Below are 22,270 nucleotides of genomic sequence, written 5' to 3' on the forward strand. Positions count from 1 at the left end.
ACCGTCGCTGTTCTCATTTTTCCCTCCAGAACACGGACTTTTCGCGCTCGCTTTCCGGCTCGACTCCAGCCCCCAGGCGCAGCAGCAGATGCCCCTGCTCGGCCGTGTCATGGATCTCGGCGGGCAGCGCCCGAATTCGCGAAACGACCAACGGATGGGGATGGCCGTAAGGATTCAGGTGGCCTCGGGAAATCAGCACTTTCTCAGGCGCCACGGCACGCAAGAAGGGGCCGCTGGAGGAGGTCCGACTGCCATGGTGGCCCGCCACCAGCCAGCGCGCTTCGAGTGGCTGGCCACTGGCGATCCAGGCGGCTTCACCCCGCGCGCCCAGGTCGCCACTCAGCAGGAGGCGCTCACCAGCAGCCTCGACCGCCAATACGCACGAGCCGTCATTGCTGTCGCCAGTCAGCGGTGACTGCCAGATACGGAAGTCCACGCCATCCCAGGACCACGCCTGGTCAGGCGGACAGGCTTCGGCGCCCAGCTCAGGCGGCAGCCGTTCCAGCTCGCCGGTCAGCACGCGTTCCACCGCCAACCCCCGGCTTACGGCCAGGGCTCCACCGGCGTGATCGGAGTCCGCGTGACTGATCAGCATCAGGTCCAGCCGCGACAGCCCCAGGCCACGCAACGTCGGGACTACCACGCGCCCGCCGATATCGAAGTCACCCCGGCGTGGTCCCGCGTCGTAGAGCAGCGCATGTCCACGGGTGCGCACCAGCACGGAGAGCCCCTGCCCGACATCCAGCACCCGGACCTCCGCCTGCCCCGGCGCCAGGGGCTCCTGCGGCGGGAACAACATGGGCACCAGCAGTGCCAGCCCTAGCGCACGCAGTGGCACGCCAGCAGGGGCAATCAGCAGCAGAACCCCCATTGTTCCCAAGAGCCAACCCCAGAGCGGGACCTGCGCGGGAATCCAGGCGGGTACCTGCGTCGCGGTCCACCCCAGTATCAGGAACAGCAGCTCCAGCGCACCGCCCGCCAACCAGAGCAGCGCTTCCCCCAGTGGGGGAATGCCCAGTAGCAAGGTGCCCAGCAATGCCAGCGGCAACACCACCAGGCTGATCCAGGGCACTGCCAGCAGGTTCGCCAGCGGGCCGCTGAGGCTGACGGGCAAGGCCAAGGCCAGCAACAACGGCGCCAACCCCAACCCCATGACCCACTGGGCCCGCCACCAGGTCGTCCACCAGCGCCATACCCCCAGGCGCCCGGCAAAGGCCAGCACCAGCAGGACTACAGCCCCGAAAGACAGCCAGAAGCCCGGCTGCAACACCACCAGCGGTTCCGCCAGCAGGACGACGCACAGAGCCGCCAGCAAAGGTGTGAGGACCCCCAGATGACGAAAACGCAAGCGCCAGAGCAGGACGACCGCAAGCATCACGCAGGCGCGCTGCACGGGCACATCGAACCCGGCCAGCACGCCATATCCGATTCCGCCGGCAAGGGCCATGGCGCACGCCGGGGGTAGCCAGGGCAACCACCGAGGCCAGAATCCGTTTCGAGCGAGCAGCACCACCAGGCCATAGAGCACGCCCGCGAACAGCGTGATGTGCTGACCGGAAATCACCATCAGGTGTGTGGTCCCCGTATCCTGCAGCAGGCGCCAGTCCCGGTCCTGCAAGCCGGAGCCATCGCCCAGCACAAGGGCTGCGAGCCCACCGGCCCGTCCCCAGGCATCCACCTGCAACACGCGCTGGCGCAGGGAGTCGCGCCAGGCGACAGTCCCGCTGGCCACCTCCAGGCGCTCCCCCGTTTTCACCGAACCGGTTGCGCCTATGCGCCGCGCCAGCAGCCAGGCTTCGTAATCGAAGGTCGCTGGATTCACCAGTCCCCGAGGACGCTTGAGACGAACAGCCAGCCGCCAGCGTTCGCCCGCGAGCACACGCGGACCACCGTGCCAGGAAAGACGCAGCCGGCGGGGCAATTGCGCCCGCGAAGACCAAGGGTCCTCCAGCTCGAAACGCACCACGCCATCGGCCGTACTAGGCAGGCCAACCACCTTCCCTTCCAGCCAGCGCACCTGGCCGTCCAAATGCGGCGCCAGGCGATCGTCCAGCGCCCACTGGGCACTCAGGCAGGCCCAGCCGAGGCCAAGGAGGACCAGCCCGCAGCGCCAGGCACGCGACGTCAGCAGCGCGAAGCCGAGAACCAGCTGGACCTGGAGCCACCAGACAGGCGGCAAGGCAGGCATCCAGCGTAATAGAAGGAGGCCGACGGCAAGCGTGGCCAATCCCGAAATCATGGGCATCCGATTCCCTTTCCCTGGGATGGAGATCGCGGCAACATCCCGTACCGCCCTGCGTCCTTCGATCCAACCGGCGCAGTTCCGTTTAAACTTGCCGACACAAACTGACCCGGCGATGTCATTTCCGGGTGTGCATAATACCCGGCGCTTCCGTCGGCCAGAGACCGCCCATGCCGCGTCGTATCTTCAAACGCTACATGCCGAATCCGGACACCATCAGGGAACACAAGTCCCTGCGTTTTCTCGGCACCCTGATTCATGATCCGAACCTCTGGCACCTCAATCGCCATTCGGTCGCCCGCGCCATGGCCATGGGCCTGTTCGCCGCGTTCATTCCCATTCCCATGCAGATGCTGCTGGCTGCCGGGCTGGCCATCATGGTCCGCGCGAACCTGCCGATTTCGGTCGGCCTCGTGTGGCTGACCAACCCCATCACCATGCCGCCGGTTTTCTACTGCACCTACAAGATGGGGGCGTGGATCATGCAGATTTCTCCGCGCGCCCTACCGGATGAACTGACCTGGGAATGGATCACGCAGGAGCTTTCCACGCTCTGGCAGCCGTTTCTCCTAGGATCGGTGGTGTGCGGCATCCTCCTCGGCGCTGCGGCGTACATGCTGACGATGCTTTATTGGCGCTGGTGGGTCGGGCACAGTTGGCGCAAGCGCCAGAAGGCCCGGCGGGAAAACAGCCGCTGAAATGAAAACGCCGCATTGAATGCGGCGTTTTTTATTGCAGGTACATCCCTTATTCGTAGCGCAAGGCCTCGGCGGGCTGGGTCTGGGCTGCGCGCCAAGCCGGATAGAGGGTTGCCAGGAAGCTCAGGACCAGGGCAGCGGTGCAGATCAGCGCGACATCTCCCAGTTGCAGCTCGGAGGGCAGATAACTGACGAAGTAGACGTCCGAGCTGAAAATCTGCCGGCCGCTGGCGCGCTCCAGCGCAGCGATCCACTGGCTGACGTTGAGCGCCGTGATGATACCCAGCACGGTGCCGATCAGCGTGCCGATAACACCGATCACACTGCCCTGAACCATGAACACCGCCATGATCTGCCGCGGCGTCGCACCCAGCGTGCGAAGGATGGCGATGTCCGCACGCTTGTCGGCGACCACCATGATCAGCGTGGCGATGATGTTGAATGCCGCCACGGCCACGATCAGCAGCAGGAGCAGACCGATCATGGTCTTTTCCATCTTCATGGCGCTGAACAGGCTGCCCTGCGTATGGGTCCAGTCGTCAGCGCGATAGCCCTGCCCCAGTTCGGCGGCGATCTGCTTCGACACCTCAGGCGCGAGGAACAGATCCTTCAGGGCGAGGCGCACGCTTTGCACCTGGCCTTCCGGCAGCCGCTGGATGGTGGAGGCATCAGCGATGTTGATCAGTGCCAGTGAGCTGTCCAGCTCGGCACCCACCTTGAACACGCCCACCACATTGAGGCGCTGCATGCGCGGCGTGATGCCGCCTGGCGCGCTGCTGACCTCGGGGACGATCAGGGTCAGCTTGTCGCCGACATTGAGACGGAAACGCCGCGCCGTGATTTCGCCGATGACGATGCCGGATTCACCCGGTTTCAGGGCATCGAGATCACCCTGCACCATGTGCTTGCCAATGATCGAAACCTTGGTCTCTTCCTGCGGGTCGACACCGTTGATCTGCACCGGCTGCATCATGCCTTTAAAGGAAAGCATGCCTTCCAGTTCGGCGAAGGGAACCGCGCCCACGACTTCCGGGTGCTTCATCGCGGCATCGGACACCCGGCGCCAATCCGCCAGGGGCTGATCGGCACTCAGAGTGGCGTGGGAAACCATGCCGAGGATGCGCGAGCGCATTTCCTTCTGGAAGCCGTTCATCACCGAGAGCACCACGATCATGGCCAGCACGCCCAGCGCCAGGCCGATCATCGAAGTCAGCGAGATGAAGGAAATGAAGTGGTTACGACGCTTGGCACGCGTATAGCGCGTACCGATGAAGATCGGGAGAGGTCTGAACATCTCAGGCAGCCACCAGTCGGCCTTCTTCGAGGCGCAGCACCCGGTCCATCTGGCGGGCCAGCTGCAGGTCATGGGTCACCACCAGGAAGGCGGTCTGCGAGGAGCGGCTCAGCTCCAGCATCAGCTCCTGGATGCCGTGCGCGGTGTGTTGGTCGAGGTTGCCGGTAGGCTCATCGAGCAACACCAGGCCCGGGTTGTTGACCAGGGCGCGAGCGATGGCCACGCGTTGACGCTCACCACCAGAAAGCTCAGCCGGCTTGTGCGACAGGCGATGCCCCAGCCCGACTCGCTCCAGCAGCGCCGTGGCGCGCTTGCGCGCCTCGGCGATTGCGGTGCGGCCAATCAGCAGCGGCATGCAGACGTTCTCCAGTGCGGTGAATTCCGGCAGCAGGTGGTGGAACTGGTAGACGAAGCCGAGCGCGCGATTTCGCAGCAGGCCGCGCGCGGTCTCACTGAGGGCGGACAGTTCCTCGCCCGCCAGCCAGACACTGCCCTTGCTCGGCGTATCCAGCCCGCCCAGCATGTTCAGCAGCGTGCTCTTGCCGGAGCCGGAGCTGCCCACGATGGCCACGCGCTCACCCGGATGCAGCTCCAGCTCGACGCCCGACAGTACCTCGACGGACTGCGGGCCCTCGTCGTAGCTCTTGCCCAGGTTGCGGCAACTCAGGACTGCCTTGTTACTCATAGCGCAAAGCCTCTGCTGGCTGGGTGCGCGAGGCACGCCAGGCGGGATAAAGGGTGGCGAGGAAGCTCAGGACCAGCGCGGCCGAGCAGACCAGCACCACGTCCTCGGCCATCAGCTGGGATGGCAGGTAATCGATGAAGTACACCTCGGCGCTGAGGAACTTGTGCCCCAGGAGGCGTTCCAGCAGGGAGATGGCGCCACTCACGTTGAGCGCGGCGAGGATGCCCAACACTCCGCCGATAAGGGTGCCGACAACCCCGATCACAGTGCCCTGGACCATGAAGATGCCCATGATCTGCCTGGGCGTGGCGCCCAATGTGCGGAGAATCGCGATGTCGCCACGCTTGTCGGTCACCACCATCACCAGGGTGGAAATGATATTGAAGGCGGCGACAGCGACGATCAGCAACAACAGCAAGCCGATCATGGCCTTCTCCATCTTGATCGCCTGGTAGAGGTTACCGTGCGTACGGGTCCAGTCGCGGGCGTAGAAGTCCTCGCCCTTCAGTTCGCCGGCGATCTGCCAGGCCACTTGTGGCGCCTGGAACAGGTCGTTGAGCTTCAGACGCAGACCCTGGACCTGGTCCGGCTGCCAACGCTTGAGACGCGCGACGTCGGACAGGTTGGCGATGGCCAGGAAACCATCCAGCTCGCCGGCACCCACATGGAAGATGCCGACCACGGTGAAGCGTTTCATCCGCGGGAAGACGCCCGCCGGCGTCACTGCGACCTCCGGAAGCACGAAGGTGACCTTGTCACCCATGCCGACGCCCAGCTTGCTGGCGGCACGATCACCGATGACGATGCCGAATTCGCCTGGCTTCAGAGCGCCGAGGCTACCTTCCCGGAAGAAGTCACCGATGATGGAAACCTTGGGCTCTTCCTGTGGGTCGACGGCGTTGACCAGCACCTTCTGCACCTTGCCGTCGGCAGTGAGCAGGCCCTGGACCTGGGTGTAAGGTGCAACGGCCTTCACTTCGGAATGCCGGGCCACGCCTTCGGCCAGCTTGCGCCAATCTTTGATCGGCACCGCGGATTCCACCGTGGCGTGGGGCACCATGCCCAGCACGCGGGTGCGCATCTCGTGGTCGAAGCCATTCATCACCGACAACACCAGGATCATCACCAGCACGCCGAGTGCCAAGCCGATCATCGAAGTCAGGGAAATGAAGGAGACGAAGTAGTTGCGGCGCTTGGCGCGCGTGTAGCGTGCGCCTATGTACAGGGACAGCGGTCTGAACATGGAAGTGGAGTTCGCTGGCGAAAGAAGGGACGTCCTTGTGGCGGGGCTTGGCGAGCAGCGTTTACACTCAAATTCTGTTCGTGGTCTGTCGCGGCGCTCCGAGCGACGCAAACGGACTTGCATAACGGAACAGCTCTTCGACCACCACCGCTGCCATGGGTTCGCCATGTCGACACGAGACGCGGATGACCGCCGCGAATACTACCGCATCGAAGATACGATCGCACTGGAATTTCGCCCGCTGAAACAGGGCGAAACAGCTGATGAAAGCGGCGCGGACAGTGGCTCCCAACTGTTCGGACTGCTTAGCGAATTGCATCTGATGGACTTCGAATCGCAGCACCTGCTGCGGCATATCCATGAGCGCGATAGAACCCTGGCGAACTACCTCAAGGTCATCAACAAGCGCATCGACCTGCTTGGCCAGGCGCTTGCGCAGAGCTTGCTGCGCGACATCGGCCCGGCACGCCAGATCACCCTGTCCGAAGGCGGCCTCGGCTTCACCAGCGACCAGCCCATCGAACTCGGCACCCACCTGGCGATCAAGATGGTGTTGATGCCGCAGGCGCTTGGCCTTTTGCTGAGCGCCATCGTCATCCACAGCCAGGTCCGCGATGACGGCCGGTTCGATATCGGCACGGAATTCGACGCCCTGACCGACGCCCAGCGCCAGCTGCTGGCGCGCCACATACTGCAGAAGCAGGCCCAGCAGCGACGCCAGGCCCGTGAACGCGCCTCTCCTTCCACCTGAGAAACCCGCATGAAGCGTCCCGGACTGCTGCTGACCTGCCTCCTCCTTGCACTGCCCGTAGGCGCGGAAACCATCGAGATTCCTGTCGGCGAGCAAGGCGACCTGGGTCTTCGGCTGCCCGTGCGCGGCGAAAGCCAACGCGCGGTACTGGAACGCTTCGGCCTTCCCGATAAAGAACATCCCGCAGTAGGCAAGCCACCGATCAGTCGCTGGGACTACCGGGAATTCTCGGTCTATTTCGAAAGCGGACAGGTCATCGACAGCGTTCGCCACCATCAACCCAGAGCACCAAGGGAATAAACGTGACCCTGATCTACGGCCATCGAGGCGCCAAGGGCGAATGCCCGGAAAATACCTTGGCCAGCTTCAAGCACTGTCTTTCACATGGCGTGAAGCGTTGCGAGCTGGACCTGCATCTCTCCCGTGACGGCGAGCTGATGGTAATCCACGACCCCAGCCTGAAGCGCACAACCGGCCGCAGGGGCAAGGTGGCGGAACACGACGCCGGGGAGTTGGAGGGATATGACGCCCGCCTGGGCGGACCCGGCTGGCACCAGCCCTGCCCCATCCCACGCCTGGCGAGCCTGTTCGAACACTGCGACTTCGATCACTGGCAACTCGAAGTGAAGAGCGCTTCGCGGGTTCGCGCAGCGCGGACCGTGCTGGCGATCCAGGAGCTGGCTGAACGCCACGGCCTGCTGGACAAGGTGACCGTCACCTCCAGTTCCCGTGAGGTCCTGCGTGCCCTCAACCGGCTGACACCGAATCTGTCGCGCGGGCTGGTGGCGGAGTACGCCTGGCTCGACCCGCTGAAAGTAGCCAAGCACCACGGCTGCAATCTGCTGGCCCTGAACTGGACGCTCTGTACCCCGGAGCGCCTGCTGAAAGCACAGAAGGAAGGCCTGCACGTTTCAGTCTGGACAGTAAACGAGCCAGCCCTGATGCGGCGTCTTGCCGACTTTGGCGTAGACAGCATCATCACCGACTTCCCCGGTCTGGCCAGCACCTCCATCGGGGGGCGGTGATTCCCGCCGCGACCTCATTCGCCACCATGAAAAAACCGGCCACAAGGGCCGGTTTTTTCTTTTAGGCGTCGCCTGATCAGAAGCTCTCCCGGTTCGGCCAGCGCCATAGGCGCGTGTCACCGAGAGGGTCCTCCCCGGCCGGTTCAGGCGCCCGGCCGGTGCCGCTCAAAAAAGCCGGTTGAGACCGTCGAACGCCGCCACGCGATAGGCTTCCGCCATGGTCGGGTAGTTGAAGGTGGTGTTGATGAAGTACTTGATCGAGTTCGCTTCACCCTTCTGGTTCATGATCGCCTGACCGATGTGGACGATCTCCGAGGCCTGGTAGCCGAAGCAGTGGACACCGAGAATTTCCAGGGTCTCGCGGTGGAACAGAATCTTCAGCATGCCCACCGGCTCATGGGAAATCTGCGCGCGCGCCATGCCCTTGAAGAAGGCCTTGCCCACTTCGTAGGGGATCTTCGCCTGGGTCAGCTCGCGCTCGTTCTTGCCGATGGAGCTGATCTCCGGAATGGTGTAGATGCCGGTCGGCACGTCATCGACGAAGCGCCAGCTGTCGTTCTCCACCGCACTACCCGCGGCCGAGCGACCCTGGTCGGCGGCGGCACTGGCCAGGCTTGGCCAGCCGATCACATCACCGGCCGCGAAGATGTTGCTGACTTCGGTGCGGTAGTACTGGTCGACGTTGATCTGGCCACGGCTGTTGACCTTGATGCCGATGTTCTCCAGACCCAGCTTGTCGGTATTGCCGGTACGGCCGTTGCACCACAGCAGGCAGTCGGCCTTGATCTTCTTGCCGGACTTGAGGTGCAGGATCACGCCGTTCTCCAGACCCTCGATGCGCTCGTACTCTTCGTTATGGCGAATCAGCACGTTGTTGTTGCGCAGGTGGTAGCTGAGGGCGTCGGAGATTTCGTCGTCGAGGAAGCTGAGCAGCTGGTCGCGGTTATCGATCAGGTCCACCAGCACGCCCAGGCCGCTGAAGATCGAGGCGTACTCGGAACCGATCACGCCAGCTCCGTAGATAATGATGCGGCGCGGCGTGTGGGTCAGGCTGAGGATGGTGTCGCTGTCGTAGATGCGCGGATGGTTGAAGTCGACGTCCGCGGGACGGTAGGGGCGCGAGCCGGTGGCGACGATGACCTGCTTGGCCACCAGTTTCTCCACCACGCCGCTGGCGCACACCACTTCCACGGTCTGCTCGTCATGGAAGCTGGCGGTACCGAAGAACACGTCGACACGGTTACGGGCATAGAAGCCGGTGCGCGACGCGACTTGCTTGGAAATTACCCGCTCGGCGCTCTTCAGCACGTCGGGGAAGGAGAACCAGCGCGGCTCGCCGATCTGACGGAACAGCGGGTTGGTGTTGTACTGCATGATCTGCCGAACGGAATGACGCAGTGCCTTGGACGGGATCGTCCCCAGGTGGGTGCAGTTGCCGCCGACCAGGGGACGGTTGTCTACCACCGCCACCTTGCGTCCGGCCTTGGCGGCGTTCATTGCCGCGCCCTCCCCCGCCGGGCCCGAACCCAGCACCACTACGTCGTAGTTGTAGACAGCCATGCTTACTCCTCATAACGGGCCGGGGCGCCCTCTGGCGCCCCCGGCAAGGTCCGCGGCAATCGACACCGCGGAAATCGGAACCTGTTTCGGCGATCCTGGACGGGACCTTGAACTGGCGTGCAGCTTAGTCCAGCCGCCTGGCGCTGCACATTAGCGCTTGGTCGCGTCGTAGGCGAGAGCTGAATCCACTACATCACACGCGCGGCACACTTCCGGGACTCAGTTGCCCTCTTGGCCGAACAGCTCGCGGAAGCGGCTACTGCCATGACTGCGAAAGCCCTGGTGTTCGCGGATCACGAAGAACGCGGCGATGCCATGGCGTTCAGCGTAGACCCGGCCCGCCTCCGGCCCCAGCACCAGCAGCAAGGTGGACAAACCGTCCGCCCTCAGCACCGACCCATCCACCACGGTTACCGCCGCGAGGTTGTGGCTGATCGGCGCTCCCGTGGCCGGATCGAGGGTGTGCGAGTAGCGCCTGCCGTCCTTCTCAAAATAGTTGCGATAGTCGCCCGATGTGGAAACGCCGAGTCCATCGAGCTGGATGATCTTCTGCGCCACCTGGCGATCATCTCGCGGCGCTTCGATAGCGATGCGCCAGGGCGAACCATCGGGCTTGCGCCCCACAGCCTTCAACTCACCGGTGATTTCCACCAGGGCACTGCCGACGCCCAGTTCACCGAGGCGCGTCACCACGCGATCAACCGCATAGCCAGCAGCGATGCTGTTGAAGTCCAGTTGCACCGGCGCGTCCTTGCACAGCTCCTGGCCACGAATCGACAGGTGCTGCTGGCCTATCTCGGCTTTCGCAGCGGCGATGGCTTCGGCGCTGGGCACCTGATCGCCGCGGGACTGCGGGCCGAAGCCCCAGAGATCGAGCAGCGGTTCCACCGTCATGTCGAAGGCGCCACCGCTGTCCTTCGACAGGTCGCTCGCGAATGACACCAGTTCCAACATCGGACCCGGCAGTGCCGTACAACTGCCCGCTGGCAAGGCATTGAAGCGCGCCACTTCGGAATCGGCGCGGTAGGTGGACATCTGGCTGTCGACTTCCGCCAGGATGCCTTCCACCTCGCGGCGGGCCTGCTCCACCGAGGGGCCGGACGCGCTGCGCACGTACTTGACGGAGTAGCTGCTGCCCATGGTAGGGCCGCCGAACTGCTCCAGGCGATCACCGCACCCGGCCAGCAGGAGGCTGGCCGAGAGCAGCACGATGAGCCTGGTCATCGAAATCAAGCGTCAGAGAGCGGTGACCCGCGAGGTAGAGCGCTTGAAGTAGTAGCAGACACCGATCAGTGCCAGCCAGAACGGAATGGCGTACACCGAAACGTTGATGCCCGGAATCATCAGCATCACACCGAGGATCAGCGCCACGAAGGCCAGGCACAGGTAGTTGCCTACCGGGTACCAGAGGGCCTTGAAGAACGGCTGGATACCCTGGGATTGCATGGACTTGCGGAACTTCAGGTGCGACAGGCTGATCATCGCCCAGTTGATCACCAGCGCCGCCACCACCAGGGCCATCAGCAGCTCCAGCGCTTTCTGCGGGGCCAGGTAGTTGACCACCACGCAGAGGAGCGTGATCAGGGCCGAAACACCGATGGCCAGAACCGGCACGCCGCGGTCGTCGACCTTCATCAGCGCTTTGGGCGCATCGCCTTGCTCGGCCAGGCCGTAGAGCATCCGGCTATTGCAGTACACACCACTGTTATAGACAGAGAGCGCCGCCGTCAGCACCACGAAATTGAGGATGTGCGCCGCGGTATCGCTGCCGATCAGCGAGAATATCTGCACGAAGGGGCTACCACTGTAGGGATCGCCAGCGGCGCCCAGGGTTTCCAGCAGCTTGTCCCACGGGTAGAGCATCAGCAGCACGCTGAGCGCGCCGATGTAGAAGATCAGGATGCGGTAGATCACCTGGTTGATGGCCTTGGGAATCACCTTCTTCGGCTCGCTGGCCTCGGCGGCGGTAATGCCTACCAGCTCCAGGCCGCCGAACGAGAACATGATGATGGCCAGCACCATCACCAGACCTTCGATGCCGTTGGGGAAGAAGCCGCCATGGCTCCAAAGGTTGTCCACCGCCGCCTGGGGCCCGCCCTCACCGCTGACCAGCAGGTAGATACCCAGGATGATCATGCCGATGATGGCGACGACCTTGATCAGCGCGAACCAGAACTCCGCTTCGCCGAATACCTTCACGTTGGCCAGGTTGATCAGGTTGATCAACACGAAGAACACTGCGGCCGACACCCAGGTCGGCACTTCCGGCCACCAGAACTGGATGTACTTGCCCACCGCGGTCAGCTCGGCCATGCCCACCAGGACGTACAGCACCCAGTAGTTCCAACCGGCGAGGAATCCCGCATAGCCACCCCAGTACTTGTGGGCGAAGTGGCTGAAGGAACCGGCGACCGGCTCCTCGACGATCATCTCGCCCAGTTGGCGCATGATCAGGAAAGCGAAGAACCCGGCAATGGCATAGCCGAGAATCATCGATGGCCCCGCCGACTTGAGCACCCCGGCCGAGCCCAGGAACAGGCCGGTACCGATGGCGCCGCCCAGCGCGATAAGCTGGATGTGGCGGTTTTTCAGGCCCCTTTTGAGTGGCCCTTGGTGAAGGTGATGTCCTTCCATCTGGGTAATCCCCAAGCGATTCTTGTTATCCGATTACAGACCCAATAAATGAAAAACGGGAGCCCGAGAGCTCCCGTTTTTCAATTTCATACGCTTAGCGCGGGAAAGACGGCGGGTTGACCCCTGCCATGTCTTCCATCACGCGAACCACCTGGCAGCTGTAACCGAATTCGTTGTCGTACCACACGTACAGGACAACGCGGTTGTCATTGCAGATGGTGGCCTCGGCGTCTACCACGCCGGCATGGCGGGAGCCGACGAAGTCGGTGGAGACCACTTCCTGGGAAGCGACGAAGTCGATCTGCTTCTGCAGGTCAGAGTGCATGGCCATCTGGCGCAGGTACTCGTTGATCTCTTCGCGGTTGGTGGCCTTTTCCAGGTTCAGGTTGAGGATGGCCATGGAGACGTTCGGCGTCGGAACGCGGATCGCGTTGCCGGTCAGCTTGCCCTTCAGAACCGGCAGAGCCTTGGCGGCGGCGGTAGCAGCGCCAGTCTCGGTGATCACCATGTTCAGCGGCGCGGCGCGGCCACGACGGCTGCCCTTGTGGAAGTTGTCGATCAGGTTCTGGTCGTTGGTGAACGAGTGAACGGTTTCGACGTGGCCGTTGACGATGCCGTACTGGTCGTTGACAGCCTTCAGCACCGGCACGATGGCGTTGGTGGTGCAGGAAGCGGCCGAAACGATCCGGTCGTCAGCGGTGATCTCGCCATGGTTGATGCCGTGAACGATGTTCTTCAGGGCACCCTTGCCAGGAGCGGTCAGGATCACGCGGTCGATGCCGGCGCACTTCAGGTGCTGGCCCAGGCCTTCGGCATCACGCCACTTGCCGGTGTTGTCGACCAGCAGGGCGTTCTTGATGCCGTACTGGGTGTAGTCGATCGACGCCGGGTCGTTGGAGTAGATCACCTGGATCAGGTTGCCGTTGGCGGTGATGGTGTTGTTGGCTTCATCGATGGTGATGGTGCCATCGAACGGGCCGTGCACGGAGTCGCGACGCAGCAGGCTGGCACGCTTGACCAGGTCGTTGTCGGCACCCTTGCGGACAACGATGGCGCGCAGGCGCAGGCCGTCGCCGCCACCGGTCTTCTCGATCAGGATGCGAGCCAGCAGACGACCGATACGACCGAAGCCGTACAGGACGACGTCAGTGCCTTCACGGGCGCCGCCGTTCTGCTTGCCAACCACGTCGGCCAGTTCGTCCTTGGTGAACTGCTCGATGCTGCGGCCGTTACCTTCAGCCTTGAACTTGGCAACCATCTTGCCCAGGTCCACGGAAGCGCTGCCGAGCTTGAGCTCGCTCATCGCCTTGAGGATCGGGAAGGTTTCGTGAACCGAAAGCTCGGCTTCATCCGCCAGGCGGTGGCGAGCAAAACGGTGAGCCTTGAGGATGGCGATCACGGAGCGGTTGATCAGGCCACGGCCATAGATCGAAGTCACAACATTGTTGTTGCGATACAGCTGGCCAATCATCGGAATCATGGCTTCCGCGAGGGCTTCACGATCGATCCATTCACCGAGACACTGGTCGGGCTTCTGAGTCACGGGCAGTACCTTCCACATGTAGGGGATGAAAAAAGGGGCTACATTATGACGGCGCACGCAGGCGCCGGCAATCAGCAGCGGGCTCAACACTGACATCCGCTAGTCGGGATAGTTACAATCCGCCGATCTTTTTCCGACCGGAGCCTCTTGCCCGTGTCCGTATTGCGCCTCCCACCCCTCCCCTCCGCCGCCGGCAAGCAGCATTGGGGCAACCTGCCCGGTGCCGCACTGAGCCTGGCCATCGCCGAAGCGGCCAGCGCCGGCAAGCGTTTCACCCTGCTGCTGACCGCTGACAGCCAGACGGCCGAGCGACTTGAGCAGGAACTGGGTTTCTTCGCCCCGGACCTTGACGTCCTGCATTTCCCCGATTGGGAAACCCTGCCCTACGACCTCTTTTCGCCGCACCAGGACATTATTTCCCAGCGCGTCGACACCCTTTATCGGCTGCCGGGGGTCAAGCGCGGCGTGCTGGTGGTCCCCATCACCACGGCCCTGCACCGCCTGGCGCCAACGCGTTTCCTGCTGGGCTCCAGCCTGGTGCTGGATGTCGGCCAGAAACTGGATGTGGAGCAGATGCGCCTGCGCCTGGAAGCAGCCGGTTATCGCTGCGTGGACACCGTCTACGAGCATGGCGAGTTCGCCGTGCGTGGCGCGCTGATCGACCTGTTCCCCATGGGCAGCGACCTGCCGTACCGCATCGATCTGTTCGATGACGAGATCGAAACCCTGCGAACCTTCGATCCGGAAACCCAGCGTTCGGTGGACAAGGTGGAGTCCATCCGCCTGCTGCCGGCACGCGAGTTCCCGCTGGACAAGAAGGCGGTCACCGATTTCCGCGGCCGCTTCCGCGAGCGTTTCGACGTCGACTTCCGCCGCTGCCCGATTTACCAGGACCTGACCAGCGGCATCACGCCGGCGGGTATCGAGTACTACCTGCCGCTGTTCTTCGAGGAGACCGCAACCCTCTTCGACTACCTGCCGACCGATACCCAGGTGTTCTCCCTGCCGGGCATCGAGCAGGCGGCCGAGCAGTTCTGGACCGACGTACGCAACCGTTACGAAGAACGCCGCGTCGACCCGGAACGCCCACTGGTGCCGCCTGCCGAAGTGTTCCTGCCGGTGGAAGACTGCTTCGCCCGCCTGAAGGGTTCGCCCCGTCTGATCCTCAGCCAGGAGGACGTCGAGCCCGGCGTCGGTCGCGAGCGCTTCTCCGCCCGCGCCCTGCCCGACCTGGCGATCCAGGCCAAGGCCAGCGAACCGCTGGCGGCCTTGCGCCGCTTCATCGAAGAGTTCCCCGGACGGGTGCTGTTCAGTGCCGAGTCCGCCGGACGCCGTGAAGTGCTGCTGGAAATGCTCGCACGCCTGAAGCTGCGTCCGCAGGAAGTCGAGGGTTGGCCGGATTTCGTCAGCAGTTCCGAACGCCTGGCCATCACCATCGCACCGCTGGATGAAGGCCTGCTGCTGGACGATCCCGGCCTTGCACTGATCGCCGAAAGCCCGCTGTTCGGCCAGCGCGTGATGCAGCGCCGCCGTCGCGAGCGCCGCGGCGATGCCGGCGACAACGTGATCAAGAACCTGGCGGAACTCCGAGAAGGCGCCCCCGTCGTGCATATCGATCACGGCGTGGGGCGCTATCTCGGGCTGATCACCTTGGAAATCGAAGGTCAGGCCGCCGAGTTCCTCGCCCTGCAATACGCCGAGGAAGCCAAGCTTTACGTCCCGGTAGCCAGCCTGCACCTGATCGCGCGCTACACCGGCAGCGACGATGCCCTGGCACCGCTGCATCGTCTCGGCTCCGAAGCCTGGCAGAAAGCCAAGCGCAAGGCCGCCGAGCAGGTCCGCGACGTTGCCGCCGAGCTGCTGGACATCTACGCCCGCCGCGCAGCACGCGAGGGTTATGCGTTCAAGGACCCGACGGTCGATTACGCCACCTTCTCAGCCGGCTTCCCCTTCGAGGAAACCCCGGACCAGCAGTCCGCCATCGAGGCCGTGCTGGCCGACATGCTCGCCCCGAAGCCGATGGACCGGCTGGTTTGCGGCGACGTCGGCTTCGGCAAGACCGAAGTGGCCATGCGCGCCGCCTTCGTCGCCGTACACAGTGGCAAACAGGTCGCGGTGCTCGTGCCCACAACCCTGCTCGCCCAGCAGCACTACAACAGCTTCCGCGACCGCTTCGCCGACTGGCCGGTGACCGTGGAAGTGATGAGCCGCTTCAAGTCCGCCAAGGAAGTGGAAGGCGCGGCGCAGCAGCTCTCCGAAGGCAAGATCGACATCATCATCGGCACCCACAAGCTGCTGCAGGACGACGTGCGCTTCAAGAACCTGGGACTGACGATCATCGATGAGGAACACCGCTTCGGCGTCCGCCAGAAAGAGCAGCTGAAGTCCCTGCGCAGCGAAGTCGACATCCTCACCCTCACCGCCACACCCATCCCGCGCACCCTGAATATGGCGGTGGCGGGCATGCGCGACCTGTCGATCATCGCCACGCCGCCGGCGCGTCGCCTGTCGGTGCGCACCTTCGTCATGGAGCGGCAGAACACCGCCATCAAGGAAGCCCTGCTCCGTGAGCTGCTGCGCGGTGGCCAGGTCTACTACCTGCACAACGAGGTGGCGACCATCGAGAAATGCGCCGCCGAACTGGCTGAACTGGTACCGGAGGCACGCATCGCCGTCGGCCACGGACAGATGCGCGAGCGCGAACTCGAACAGGTGATGAGCGACTTCTACCACAAGCGTTTCAACGTGCTGGTAGCCTCCACCATCATCGAAACCGGTATCGACGTGCCCAGCGCCAACACTATCGTCATCGAGCGCGCCGACAAGTTCGGCCTGGCCCAGCTGCACCAGTTGCGCGGCCGTGTTGGCCGTAGCCACCACCAGGCATACGCCTACCTGCTGACGCCACCCCGCAAACAGATGACGCCGGACGCCGAGAAGCGTCTTGAGGCCATCTCCAACGCCCAGGACCTGGGCGCCGGTTTCCTCCTCGCAACCCATGACCTGGAAATCCGCGGCGCAGGCGAACTGCTTGGCGACGGTCAGAGCGGTCAGATTCAGGCCGTCGGCTTCACCCTCTACATGGAAATGCTCGAACGCGCCGTGAAGGCGATACGCAAGGGTGAGCAGCCCAACCTGGAGCAGCCGCTGGGGGGTGGACCTGAAATCAACCTGCGCGTGCCGGCGCTGATTCCCGAGGATTACCTGCCGGACGTGCATGCCCGCCTGATTCTCTACAAGCGCATTGCCTCGGCAGCCGACGAAGACGGACTGAAGGAACTGCAGGTGGAGATGATCGACCGCTTCGGCCTGCTGCCCGAACCTACCAAGCACCTGGTGCGCATGACCCTGCTCAAGCTGCAGGCGGAAAAGCTCGGTATCAGGAAAGTCGATGCCGGTCCGCAAGGCGGCCGCATCGAGTTCGATGCAACCACCAGTGTCGATCCGCTCGTGCTGATCAAACTGATCCAGGGCCAGCCCAAGCGCTACAAGTTCGAAGGCGCCACCCTGTTCAAGTTCCAGGTGCCCATGGAGCGCCCGGAAGAACGTTTCAACACCCTTGAAGCCCTGTTCGAACGCCTGACCCCGCAGTAGTCTGCGGAATGATTGCCCCTATTAAGGAACAACCCATGCGTGCCATCCGTAACTTCGCCCTGTTGCTCGCCCTGCTGGCTCCGGCTGCCTTCGCCGACGGCCTCTACTCGGTGGAGATGATCATCTTCCGCCAGGCCGGCGACCCCATCCCCGCCAGCCAGCCGGCGCCGGACGACTGGGCGGCGGACAGCCAATCCATCGCCGGCAGCGAGCGCGGGACCGCACTGGATGGCGAAGCAGCCAAGCTCAACCCCAATGCGGGCTACGAGGTGCTGCTGCACAAGGCCTGGTCGCAGAACCTGTCGGCCATGGAAAACAAGGTTTCGGTCACGTCCGGCGAGCAGCAGTTGGGGCACTTCCCGGTCGAAGGCACCCTGGCGCTCACCCTCGATCGCAGCGTCGATGCCCAGGCGGACTTCTGGATCAACCAGTTCGACGGCAGTGGCCTCATCAGCAGCAGCGAGCGCCTGCGCCAGGGCACCCGCCTGAAGAATGGCGAGCTCACCTACCTCGACCACGGCAACCTGGGCATTCTGATTCGCATCAGCCCGCTCTAAGGCGCCATGAGTGCCCTGCTCGACCAACTGAGGCAACTGGATTGGCGCCTGGATTTCGATCCAGGCGCACTTTCCCGTGGCCTCAAATACTCCACGGAAGACCGCATCCGGTTGCTCAGCCTGAGCGACAAGGCCATCGAAACCAGCTGCGAAGGCTCCGAAGGCCACTTCTACACTCAGCGAATCCGCCTCGCCCCCAAAGGTCTGGGCGTGGTCGGCAATTGCAGTTGTCCGGTGAACTACAACTGCAAGCACTGCGTCGCCGCCATCATCGTTCTGCTGGCGCAGCCCGCCGATGGCTGGCAGCCACCGCCCCCGCCAGCCGAGCGCCTGGTGGATGACCTGCAACCCATTCCACACCTGATCCTCGGCAGTCACGCGCAGAGCCAGTACGACCTGCGCAGCGGGCGTATGGTCGGTAGCCAGCAGCATCGTGCCGGACTGGTGTTCGACTACGGCGGCGCCCATACCCACGGCAAGATGGCGAAACCGGAGCGATTGCATCACCGCAGCAATGGCGAACGACTGGCCATTGCGCGCCACCCGAAAGCCGAACAGACCCTGCGTGACACCTTGCGCCAGCACGGTTTCAAGGAAGCCTTGCGACAGAGCCTGGCGCTGCCCGCCAACAGCGCGGAGATGTTCGAACTTCCGAGTGACGAGCAATGGCTGCACTTCATGCGGGAGCAATTGCCGGCACTACGTGAGCAGGGCTGGCAAATCGATATTCGTCCGGGCTTCCAGTTCGATCTATCCCAGGTCGAAGGCTGGTACGCCGAAGTGGAAGAAGCGCCCGGCCGTGAATGGTTCGACCTGGAACTGGGCATCGTCGTCGAAGGCCGCCGCATCAGCCTGCTTCCGGTGCTGCTACGCCTGATCCAGCGCAACCCCGAACTGCTCGATCCGCAGAACCTGCAGCGCCGCAAAGACGACGAACAACTACGCCTGCAACTGGATGCCACCCGCGCGGCGGATGGGCGCCCCCTGCAGGTGATGCTGCCCTTTTCCCGCCTCAAGCCGGTGCTGACGACCTTGGGCGAGCTCTACCAGCGGGACCAGGACCCGGCCCAGAGCCTGCGCCTGGCACGCCCCGATGCAGCCCGCCTGAGTCAGCTCGAAGGGCTGGACCTGCATTGGCAAGGTGGTGAAGAACTGCGCGACCTTGCACGCAAGCTGCGTGACAGCAGCACGACTGCCAGCAGCCCGCCGAAGGGCCTCAATGCCGAGCTGCGCCATTACCAGCTGGAAGGCCTGGCCTGGCTGCAAACCCTGCGCGAAGTGGGAGCCGGCGGCATCCTCGGCGACGACATGGGCCTGGGCAAGACCCTGCAGACCCTCGCCCATCTGCTGCTGGAAAAAGAAGCCGGCCGACTCGACCGCCCGGCCCTGGTGGTCATGCCCACGAGCCTGATCCCCAACTGGCTGGACGAAGCGGCACGCTTCGCGCCGGACCTGCGCGTCCTCGCCTTGCATGGCCCGGGTCGGAAGAAGGCCTTCGCACGGATGGCCGAGCATGATCTGTTGCTGACCACCTACGCCCTGCTACCACGGGACCTGGAACAGTTCACCCAGTTGCCGCTGCACGCTCTGATCCTCGACGAAGCGCAGTACATCAAGAACCACGCCAGCAAGGCCGCCCAAGCCGCACGCCAGTTGGAAGCACGCCAACGCCTGTGCCTCACGGGAACGCCACTGGAGAATCACCTGGGCGAACTCTGGTCGCTGTTCCACTTCCTGATGCCCGGCTGGCTGGGTGACAGCCAGGGCTTCCTGCGCAATTACCGGACGCCCATCGAGAAGCACGGCGACGCCACCCGCCTGGCGCACCTCAATGCCCGCCTCAAGCCTTTCCTGTTGCGCCGCAGCAAGGAAGCGGTGGCCACCGAGCTACCCGCCAAAAGCGAAATCACCCAGTGGGTCGAGCTCAGCGACCGCCAACGCGACCTCTACGAAACCGTGCGCCTGGCCATGGACCACAAGGTCCGCGACGAGATCGATCGCAAAGGTCTGGCCCGCAGCCAGATCGTCATACTCGAAGCCCTGCTGAAGCTGCGCCAGGTGTGCTGCGACGCGCGCCTGATCGAGGAAAGCGGTTCACGCTCACGCGGCAGCAGCTCGGGCAAGCTCGACAGCCTGATGGAAATGCTCGAGGAGTTGATTGCCGAAGGCCGCAAGGTGCTGCTGTTCTCGCAGTTCACCAGCATGCTGTCGCTGATCGAGGACGAGCTGCACAAGCGCTCGATCGAGTACGTGCAGATCACCGGCGACACGCGCGACCGCAGGACACCGGTCCAGCGCTTCCAGAATGGCGAAGTCCCGCTGTTCCTGATCAGCCTGAAAGCAGGCGGCACCGGCCTGAACCTCACCGCCGCCGACACGGTGATCCACTACGATCCCTGGTGGAATCCGGCAGTGGAGCGCCAGGCGACCGACCGCGCCTATCGCATTGGCCAGGACAAGCCCGTGTTCGTCTATCGGATGATTTCGCGCGGAACGGTGGAAGAGAAGATCCAGCTGCTGCAGGCGCAGAAAGCCGCGCTCGCACGCGGGATTCTCGACGGCCGTGAAAAGGAAGGCTGGCGGTTGGCGGAAGAGGACATCGACGCCCTCTTCGCCCCCTTGCCCCGCTTCGCCTGAGCCGGGGCACCGCAGGCAGGCATCACATCGAGATGCCGACCTGCGGAAAGCGACGCATCAGGCTTTCAGCACATGGGCCAGGACACTGCGGACCTTGCCGATACCTTCGGCCAGTGCCGCTTCGATCTCGGCCATGGTGATGATGCCGTCGGACTTTCCGGCGGCAGGATTGACCACCAGCGACAGGCACGCATAAGGCAGGTTCAACTCGCGAGCGAGCGCCGCTTCAGGCATGCCGGTCATCCCGACGATGTCGCAGCCATCGCGTTCGAGACGGTTGATTTCGGCAACGGTTTCCAGGCGCGGCCCCTGGGTGCAGCCGTAAACACCGAAATCGCTGTGCGGGTAGTCACAGGCATTCAGTGCGGCAAGCAGCTGGCCACGTAGCGCTTCGTCGTACGGGTGGCTGAAATCGATGTGGGTGACGTGGTCCAGGTCGCCCTCGAAGAAAGTGCCGATGCGACCCTGGGTGTAGTCGATCACCTGATGCGGTACCACCAGATGGCCGCTCCCCATGGCTGGGTGAATGCCACCCACCGCGTTCACCGCGATCACCGCCTCGGCGCCGGCATGCTTGAGGGCCCAGAGGTTGGCCCGGTAGTTCACCTGATGCGGAGGAATGCGATGCGGATGGCCGTGGCGCGCGAGGAACAACACATCGTGCCCAGCGTACTCACCATGAACGATACCGGCCGAGGGCGAGCCGTAAGGCGTGTCAGGGTGAAGCAGCGCTTTCATGCTCAGGCCTTCGAGCTGGGTCAGGCCTGTACCACCGATGATGGCGTAGACGGTCATGTCGGTTCCTCAATCGATCAATTGGGCTTCACGCAAGGCAGCAGTCGCCTGCAACCAGCGGGGGTCCTGGCGGTACTCGGTGCCGGGGAACGCGCGGCGGCGCATACGCGCGAGGCTGGCGGGCGGAGTTGCGCCCAGGCGCTGCAAGCGCTCCAGGGCCAGCTCGGCAGCGGCGCGGTCATTGCACACCAACCCCATGTCGCAACCAGCGGTCAACGCGGCTTCGATACGCTCGGCGGCGTCGCCCACGACATGGGCACCGGCCATGGACAGGTCATCGCTGAAGATGACGCCGGAAAATTTCAGTTCGCCACGCAGAATGTCCTGCAACCAGCGCCGGGAAAAACCGGCCGGCTGGCTATCCACCTGCGGATAGATGACGTGGGCCGGCATCATGCCGTCGAGTTCGGCTGCCAGGCTTGCGAAGGGAATCAGGTCGCTCGTGCGGATCTGCTCCAGGCTGCGCTCGTCGGTGGGAATCGCAACATGGGAGTCGGCCTCGGCCCAGCCATGCCCCGGAAAATGCTTGCCGGTAGCAGCCATACCTGCCTGGCGCAGTCCACGAATGAACGCACCCGCCAGTCGCGCGGCACGCTGGGGATCACCTTCGAACGCGCGACTGCCCACCACGGCACTGCGCTGGTGGTCGAGATCGAGGACCGGGGCAAAGCTGATATCCAGCCCTACTGCCAGCACTTCGGTCGCCATCAACCAGCCGCACTGCTCGGCCAACTGCTCGGCGTTATCGTTGTCGGCCAGTGCCCGCATCGCGGGAAGGCGCAGGAAACCCTGTCGCAGGCGTTGTACGCGGCCGCCTTCCTGATCGACAGCCAGGATCAGGTCCGGACGAACGGCACGAATGGACGCACAAAGCTCACGCACCTGGCGCGGGCTTTCGATGTTGCGGGCAAAGATGATCAGGCCGGCAACTTCCGGCTGACGAAGGATCTGCCGATCCTCAGCGGTCAGCCAGGTGCCGCCGATATCCAGCATCAGGGAACCTTGCATTAAA

Annotated in this window: 17 protein-coding genes; 7 read left to right on the top strand and 10 right to left on the bottom strand. The window is 63.8% G+C overall.

Annotated features, from left to right (window positions below; all coding sequences use genetic code 11):
* Window positions 1-13: 13 nt before the first annotated feature.
* Complete coding sequence (locus tag DM872_RS13665) at window positions 14-2,239, bottom strand: DNA internalization-related competence protein ComEC/Rec2 (protein WP_179059994.1); 2,226 nt, start codon at window positions 2,237-2,239, stop codon at window positions 14-16.
* A gap of 173 nt (window positions 2,240-2,412) precedes the next feature.
* On the opposite strand from DM872_RS13665, the gene DM872_RS13670 reads away from it, so the two are divergent.
* Entirely contained in the window at window positions 2,413-2,940 is a 528-nt protein-coding gene (locus tag DM872_RS13670; RefSeq protein ID WP_179059995.1) for a DUF2062 domain-containing protein, read from the top strand.
* A gap of 49 nt (window positions 2,941-2,989) precedes the next feature.
* On the opposite strand, the gene DM872_RS13675 is transcribed toward DM872_RS13670, so the two are convergent.
* From DM872_RS13675 to DM872_RS13685, 3 genes are read right to left on the bottom strand one after another with little or no spacing between them, the layout of a single operon-like run.
* Window positions 2,990-4,234: a lipoprotein-releasing ABC transporter permease subunit gene (locus DM872_RS13675; protein WP_179059996.1), complete on the bottom strand. Its 1,245-nt coding sequence runs from the start codon at window positions 4,232-4,234 to the stop codon at window positions 2,990-2,992.
* Between the two features lies 1 nt (window position 4,235).
* Window positions 4,236-4,919, bottom strand: coding sequence for a lipoprotein-releasing ABC transporter ATP-binding protein LolD (gene lolD / locus DM872_RS13680; protein ID WP_179059997.1), 684 nt, complete (start codon window positions 4,917-4,919; stop codon window positions 4,236-4,238).
* A complete protein-coding gene (locus DM872_RS13685; RefSeq protein ID WP_179059998.1) occupies window positions 4,912-6,162 on the bottom strand; it encodes a lipoprotein-releasing ABC transporter permease subunit in 1,251 nt (416 codons plus the stop codon). The genes lolD and DM872_RS13685 overlap by 8 nt, the downstream gene beginning before the upstream one ends.
* A 166-nt stretch (window positions 6,163-6,328) precedes the next feature.
* Between DM872_RS13685 and DM872_RS13690 the strand changes: the two genes are divergently transcribed.
* Genes DM872_RS13690 through DM872_RS13700 form a run of 3 tightly spaced genes read left to right on the top strand, consistent with a single transcriptional unit; the run spans window position 6,329 to window position 7,938 of the window.
* Window positions 6,329-6,913 carry a PilZ domain-containing protein gene (locus tag DM872_RS13690; RefSeq protein ID WP_179060132.1) on the top strand — a complete coding sequence of 195 codons (585 nt, stop codon included), beginning with the start codon at window positions 6,329-6,331 and terminating at the stop codon, window positions 6,911-6,913.
* A gap of 9 nt (window positions 6,914-6,922) precedes the next feature.
* Window positions 6,923-7,213: a phosphodiesterase gene (locus tag DM872_RS13695; protein WP_179059999.1), complete on the top strand. Its 291-nt coding sequence runs from the start codon at window positions 6,923-6,925 to the stop codon at window positions 7,211-7,213.
* A gap of 2 nt (window positions 7,214-7,215) precedes the next feature.
* On the top strand, window positions 7,216-7,938 hold the full coding sequence (locus DM872_RS13700) for a glycerophosphodiester phosphodiesterase (RefSeq protein WP_179060000.1): 723 nt from the start codon (window positions 7,216-7,218) through the stop codon (window positions 7,936-7,938).
* A gap of 165 nt (window positions 7,939-8,103) precedes the next feature.
* Here DM872_RS13700 and sthA read toward each other — a convergent pair whose 3' ends face one another.
* From sthA to DM872_RS13720, 4 genes are all read right to left on the bottom strand, one after another.
* Window positions 8,104-9,498 (bottom strand): Si-specific NAD(P)(+) transhydrogenase, encoded by a 1,395-nt coding sequence (sthA, locus tag DM872_RS13705; protein ID WP_077525338.1) that lies wholly within the window; start codon window positions 9,496-9,498, stop codon window positions 8,104-8,106.
* 219 nt (window positions 9,499-9,717) lie between these two features.
* Window positions 9,718-10,722, bottom strand: a complete 1,005-nt coding sequence (locus tag DM872_RS13710) for an FAD:protein FMN transferase (protein ID WP_179060001.1) — start codon at window positions 10,720-10,722, stop codon at window positions 9,718-9,720.
* 12 nt (window positions 10,723-10,734) lie between these two features.
* Window positions 10,735-12,132, bottom strand: a complete 1,398-nt coding sequence (locus tag DM872_RS13715) for an amino acid permease (protein WP_179060002.1) — start codon at window positions 12,130-12,132, stop codon at window positions 10,735-10,737.
* Between the two features lie 94 nt (window positions 12,133-12,226).
* Window positions 12,227-13,693, bottom strand: a complete 1,467-nt coding sequence (locus tag DM872_RS13720; RefSeq protein WP_179060133.1) for a glyceraldehyde-3-phosphate dehydrogenase — start codon at window positions 13,691-13,693, stop codon at window positions 12,227-12,229.
* A gap of 135 nt (window positions 13,694-13,828) precedes the next feature.
* Here DM872_RS13720 and mfd point away from each other — a divergent pair, with 135 nt between their 5' ends.
* From mfd to DM872_RS13735, 3 genes are read left to right on the top strand one after another with little or no spacing between them, the layout of a single operon-like run.
* Window positions 13,829-17,269 (top strand): transcription-repair coupling factor, encoded by a 3,441-nt coding sequence (gene mfd, locus DM872_RS13725; RefSeq protein ID WP_179060003.1) that lies wholly within the window; start codon window positions 13,829-13,831, stop codon window positions 17,267-17,269.
* 35 nt (window positions 17,270-17,304) lie between these two features.
* Entirely contained in the window at window positions 17,305-17,826 is a 522-nt protein-coding gene (locus tag DM872_RS13730) for a CsiV family protein (protein WP_179060004.1), read from the top strand.
* Window positions 17,827-17,832: 6 nt separating this feature from the next.
* Window positions 17,833-20,463, top strand: a complete 2,631-nt coding sequence (locus DM872_RS13735; RefSeq protein WP_179060005.1) for a DEAD/DEAH box helicase — start codon at window positions 17,833-17,835, stop codon at window positions 20,461-20,463.
* A 57-nt stretch (window positions 20,464-20,520) separates the two neighbouring features.
* Here the strand turns inward: DM872_RS13735 and DM872_RS13740 are convergent, their stop codons facing one another.
* Window positions 20,521-21,258 carry an S-methyl-5'-thioinosine phosphorylase gene (locus tag DM872_RS13740; protein ID WP_179060006.1) on the bottom strand — a complete coding sequence of 246 codons (738 nt, stop codon included), beginning with the start codon at window positions 21,256-21,258 and terminating at the stop codon, window positions 20,521-20,523.
* A gap of 9 nt (window positions 21,259-21,267) precedes the next feature.
* Window positions 21,268-22,266 carry a beta-N-acetylhexosaminidase gene (gene nagZ / locus DM872_RS13745; RefSeq protein ID WP_179060007.1) on the bottom strand — a complete coding sequence of 333 codons (999 nt, stop codon included), beginning with the start codon at window positions 22,264-22,266 and terminating at the stop codon, window positions 21,268-21,270.
* Window positions 22,267-22,270 lie beyond the last annotated feature (4 nt).

It is taken from the genome of Pseudomonas taiwanensis (genome assembly GCF_013393345.1).
Classification (GTDB): Bacteria; Pseudomonadota; Gammaproteobacteria; order Pseudomonadales; family Pseudomonadaceae; genus Metapseudomonas; species Metapseudomonas resinovorans_C.

What these genes read in the sequence shown, in the direction of transcription:
- DM872_RS13675 (WP_179059996.1), bottom strand. Translation starts at nt 4,234, where the DNA reads ATGTTCAGACCTCTCCCGATCTTCATCGGTACGCGCTATACGCGTGCC.
- nagZ (WP_179060007.1), bottom strand. Translation starts at nt 22,266, where the DNA reads ATGCAAGGTTCCCTGATGCTGGATATCGGCGGCACCTGGCTGACCGCT.
- sthA (WP_077525338.1), bottom strand. Translation starts at nt 9,498, where the DNA reads ATGGCTGTCTACAACTACGACGTAGTGGTGCTGGGTTCGGGCCCGGCG.
- DM872_RS13665 (WP_179059994.1), bottom strand. Translation starts at nt 2,239, where the DNA reads ATGATTTCGGGATTGGCCACGCTTGCCGTCGGCCTCCTTCTATTACGC.
- DM872_RS13735 (WP_179060005.1), top strand. Translation starts at nt 17,833, where the DNA reads ATGAGTGCCCTGCTCGACCAACTGAGGCAACTGGATTGGCGCCTGGAT.
- DM872_RS13685 (WP_179059998.1), bottom strand. Translation starts at nt 6,162, where the DNA reads ATGTTCAGACCGCTGTCCCTGTACATAGGCGCACGCTACACGCGCGCC.
- DM872_RS13740 (WP_179060006.1), bottom strand. Translation starts at nt 21,258, where the DNA reads ATGACCGTCTACGCCATCATCGGTGGTACAGGCCTGACCCAGCTCGAA.
- DM872_RS13670 (WP_179059995.1), top strand. Translation starts at nt 2,413, where the DNA reads ATGCCGCGTCGTATCTTCAAACGCTACATGCCGAATCCGGACACCATC.
- DM872_RS13695 (WP_179059999.1), top strand. Translation starts at nt 6,923, where the DNA reads ATGAAGCGTCCCGGACTGCTGCTGACCTGCCTCCTCCTTGCACTGCCC.
- DM872_RS13720 (WP_179060133.1), bottom strand. Translation starts at nt 13,693, where the DNA reads ATGTGGAAGGTACTGCCCGTGACTCAGAAGCCCGACCAGTGTCTCGGT.
- DM872_RS13730 (WP_179060004.1), top strand. Translation starts at nt 17,305, where the DNA reads ATGCGTGCCATCCGTAACTTCGCCCTGTTGCTCGCCCTGCTGGCTCCG.
- lolD (WP_179059997.1), bottom strand. Translation starts at nt 4,919, where the DNA reads ATGAGTAACAAGGCAGTCCTGAGTTGCCGCAACCTGGGCAAGAGCTAC.
- DM872_RS13715 (WP_179060002.1), bottom strand. Translation starts at nt 12,132, where the DNA reads ATGGAAGGACATCACCTTCACCAAGGGCCACTCAAAAGGGGCCTGAAA.
- DM872_RS13690 (WP_179060132.1), top strand. Translation starts at nt 6,329, where the DNA reads ATGTCGACACGAGACGCGGATGACCGCCGCGAATACTACCGCATCGAA.
- DM872_RS13710 (WP_179060001.1), bottom strand. Translation starts at nt 10,722, where the DNA reads ATGACCAGGCTCATCGTGCTGCTCTCGGCCAGCCTCCTGCTGGCCGGG.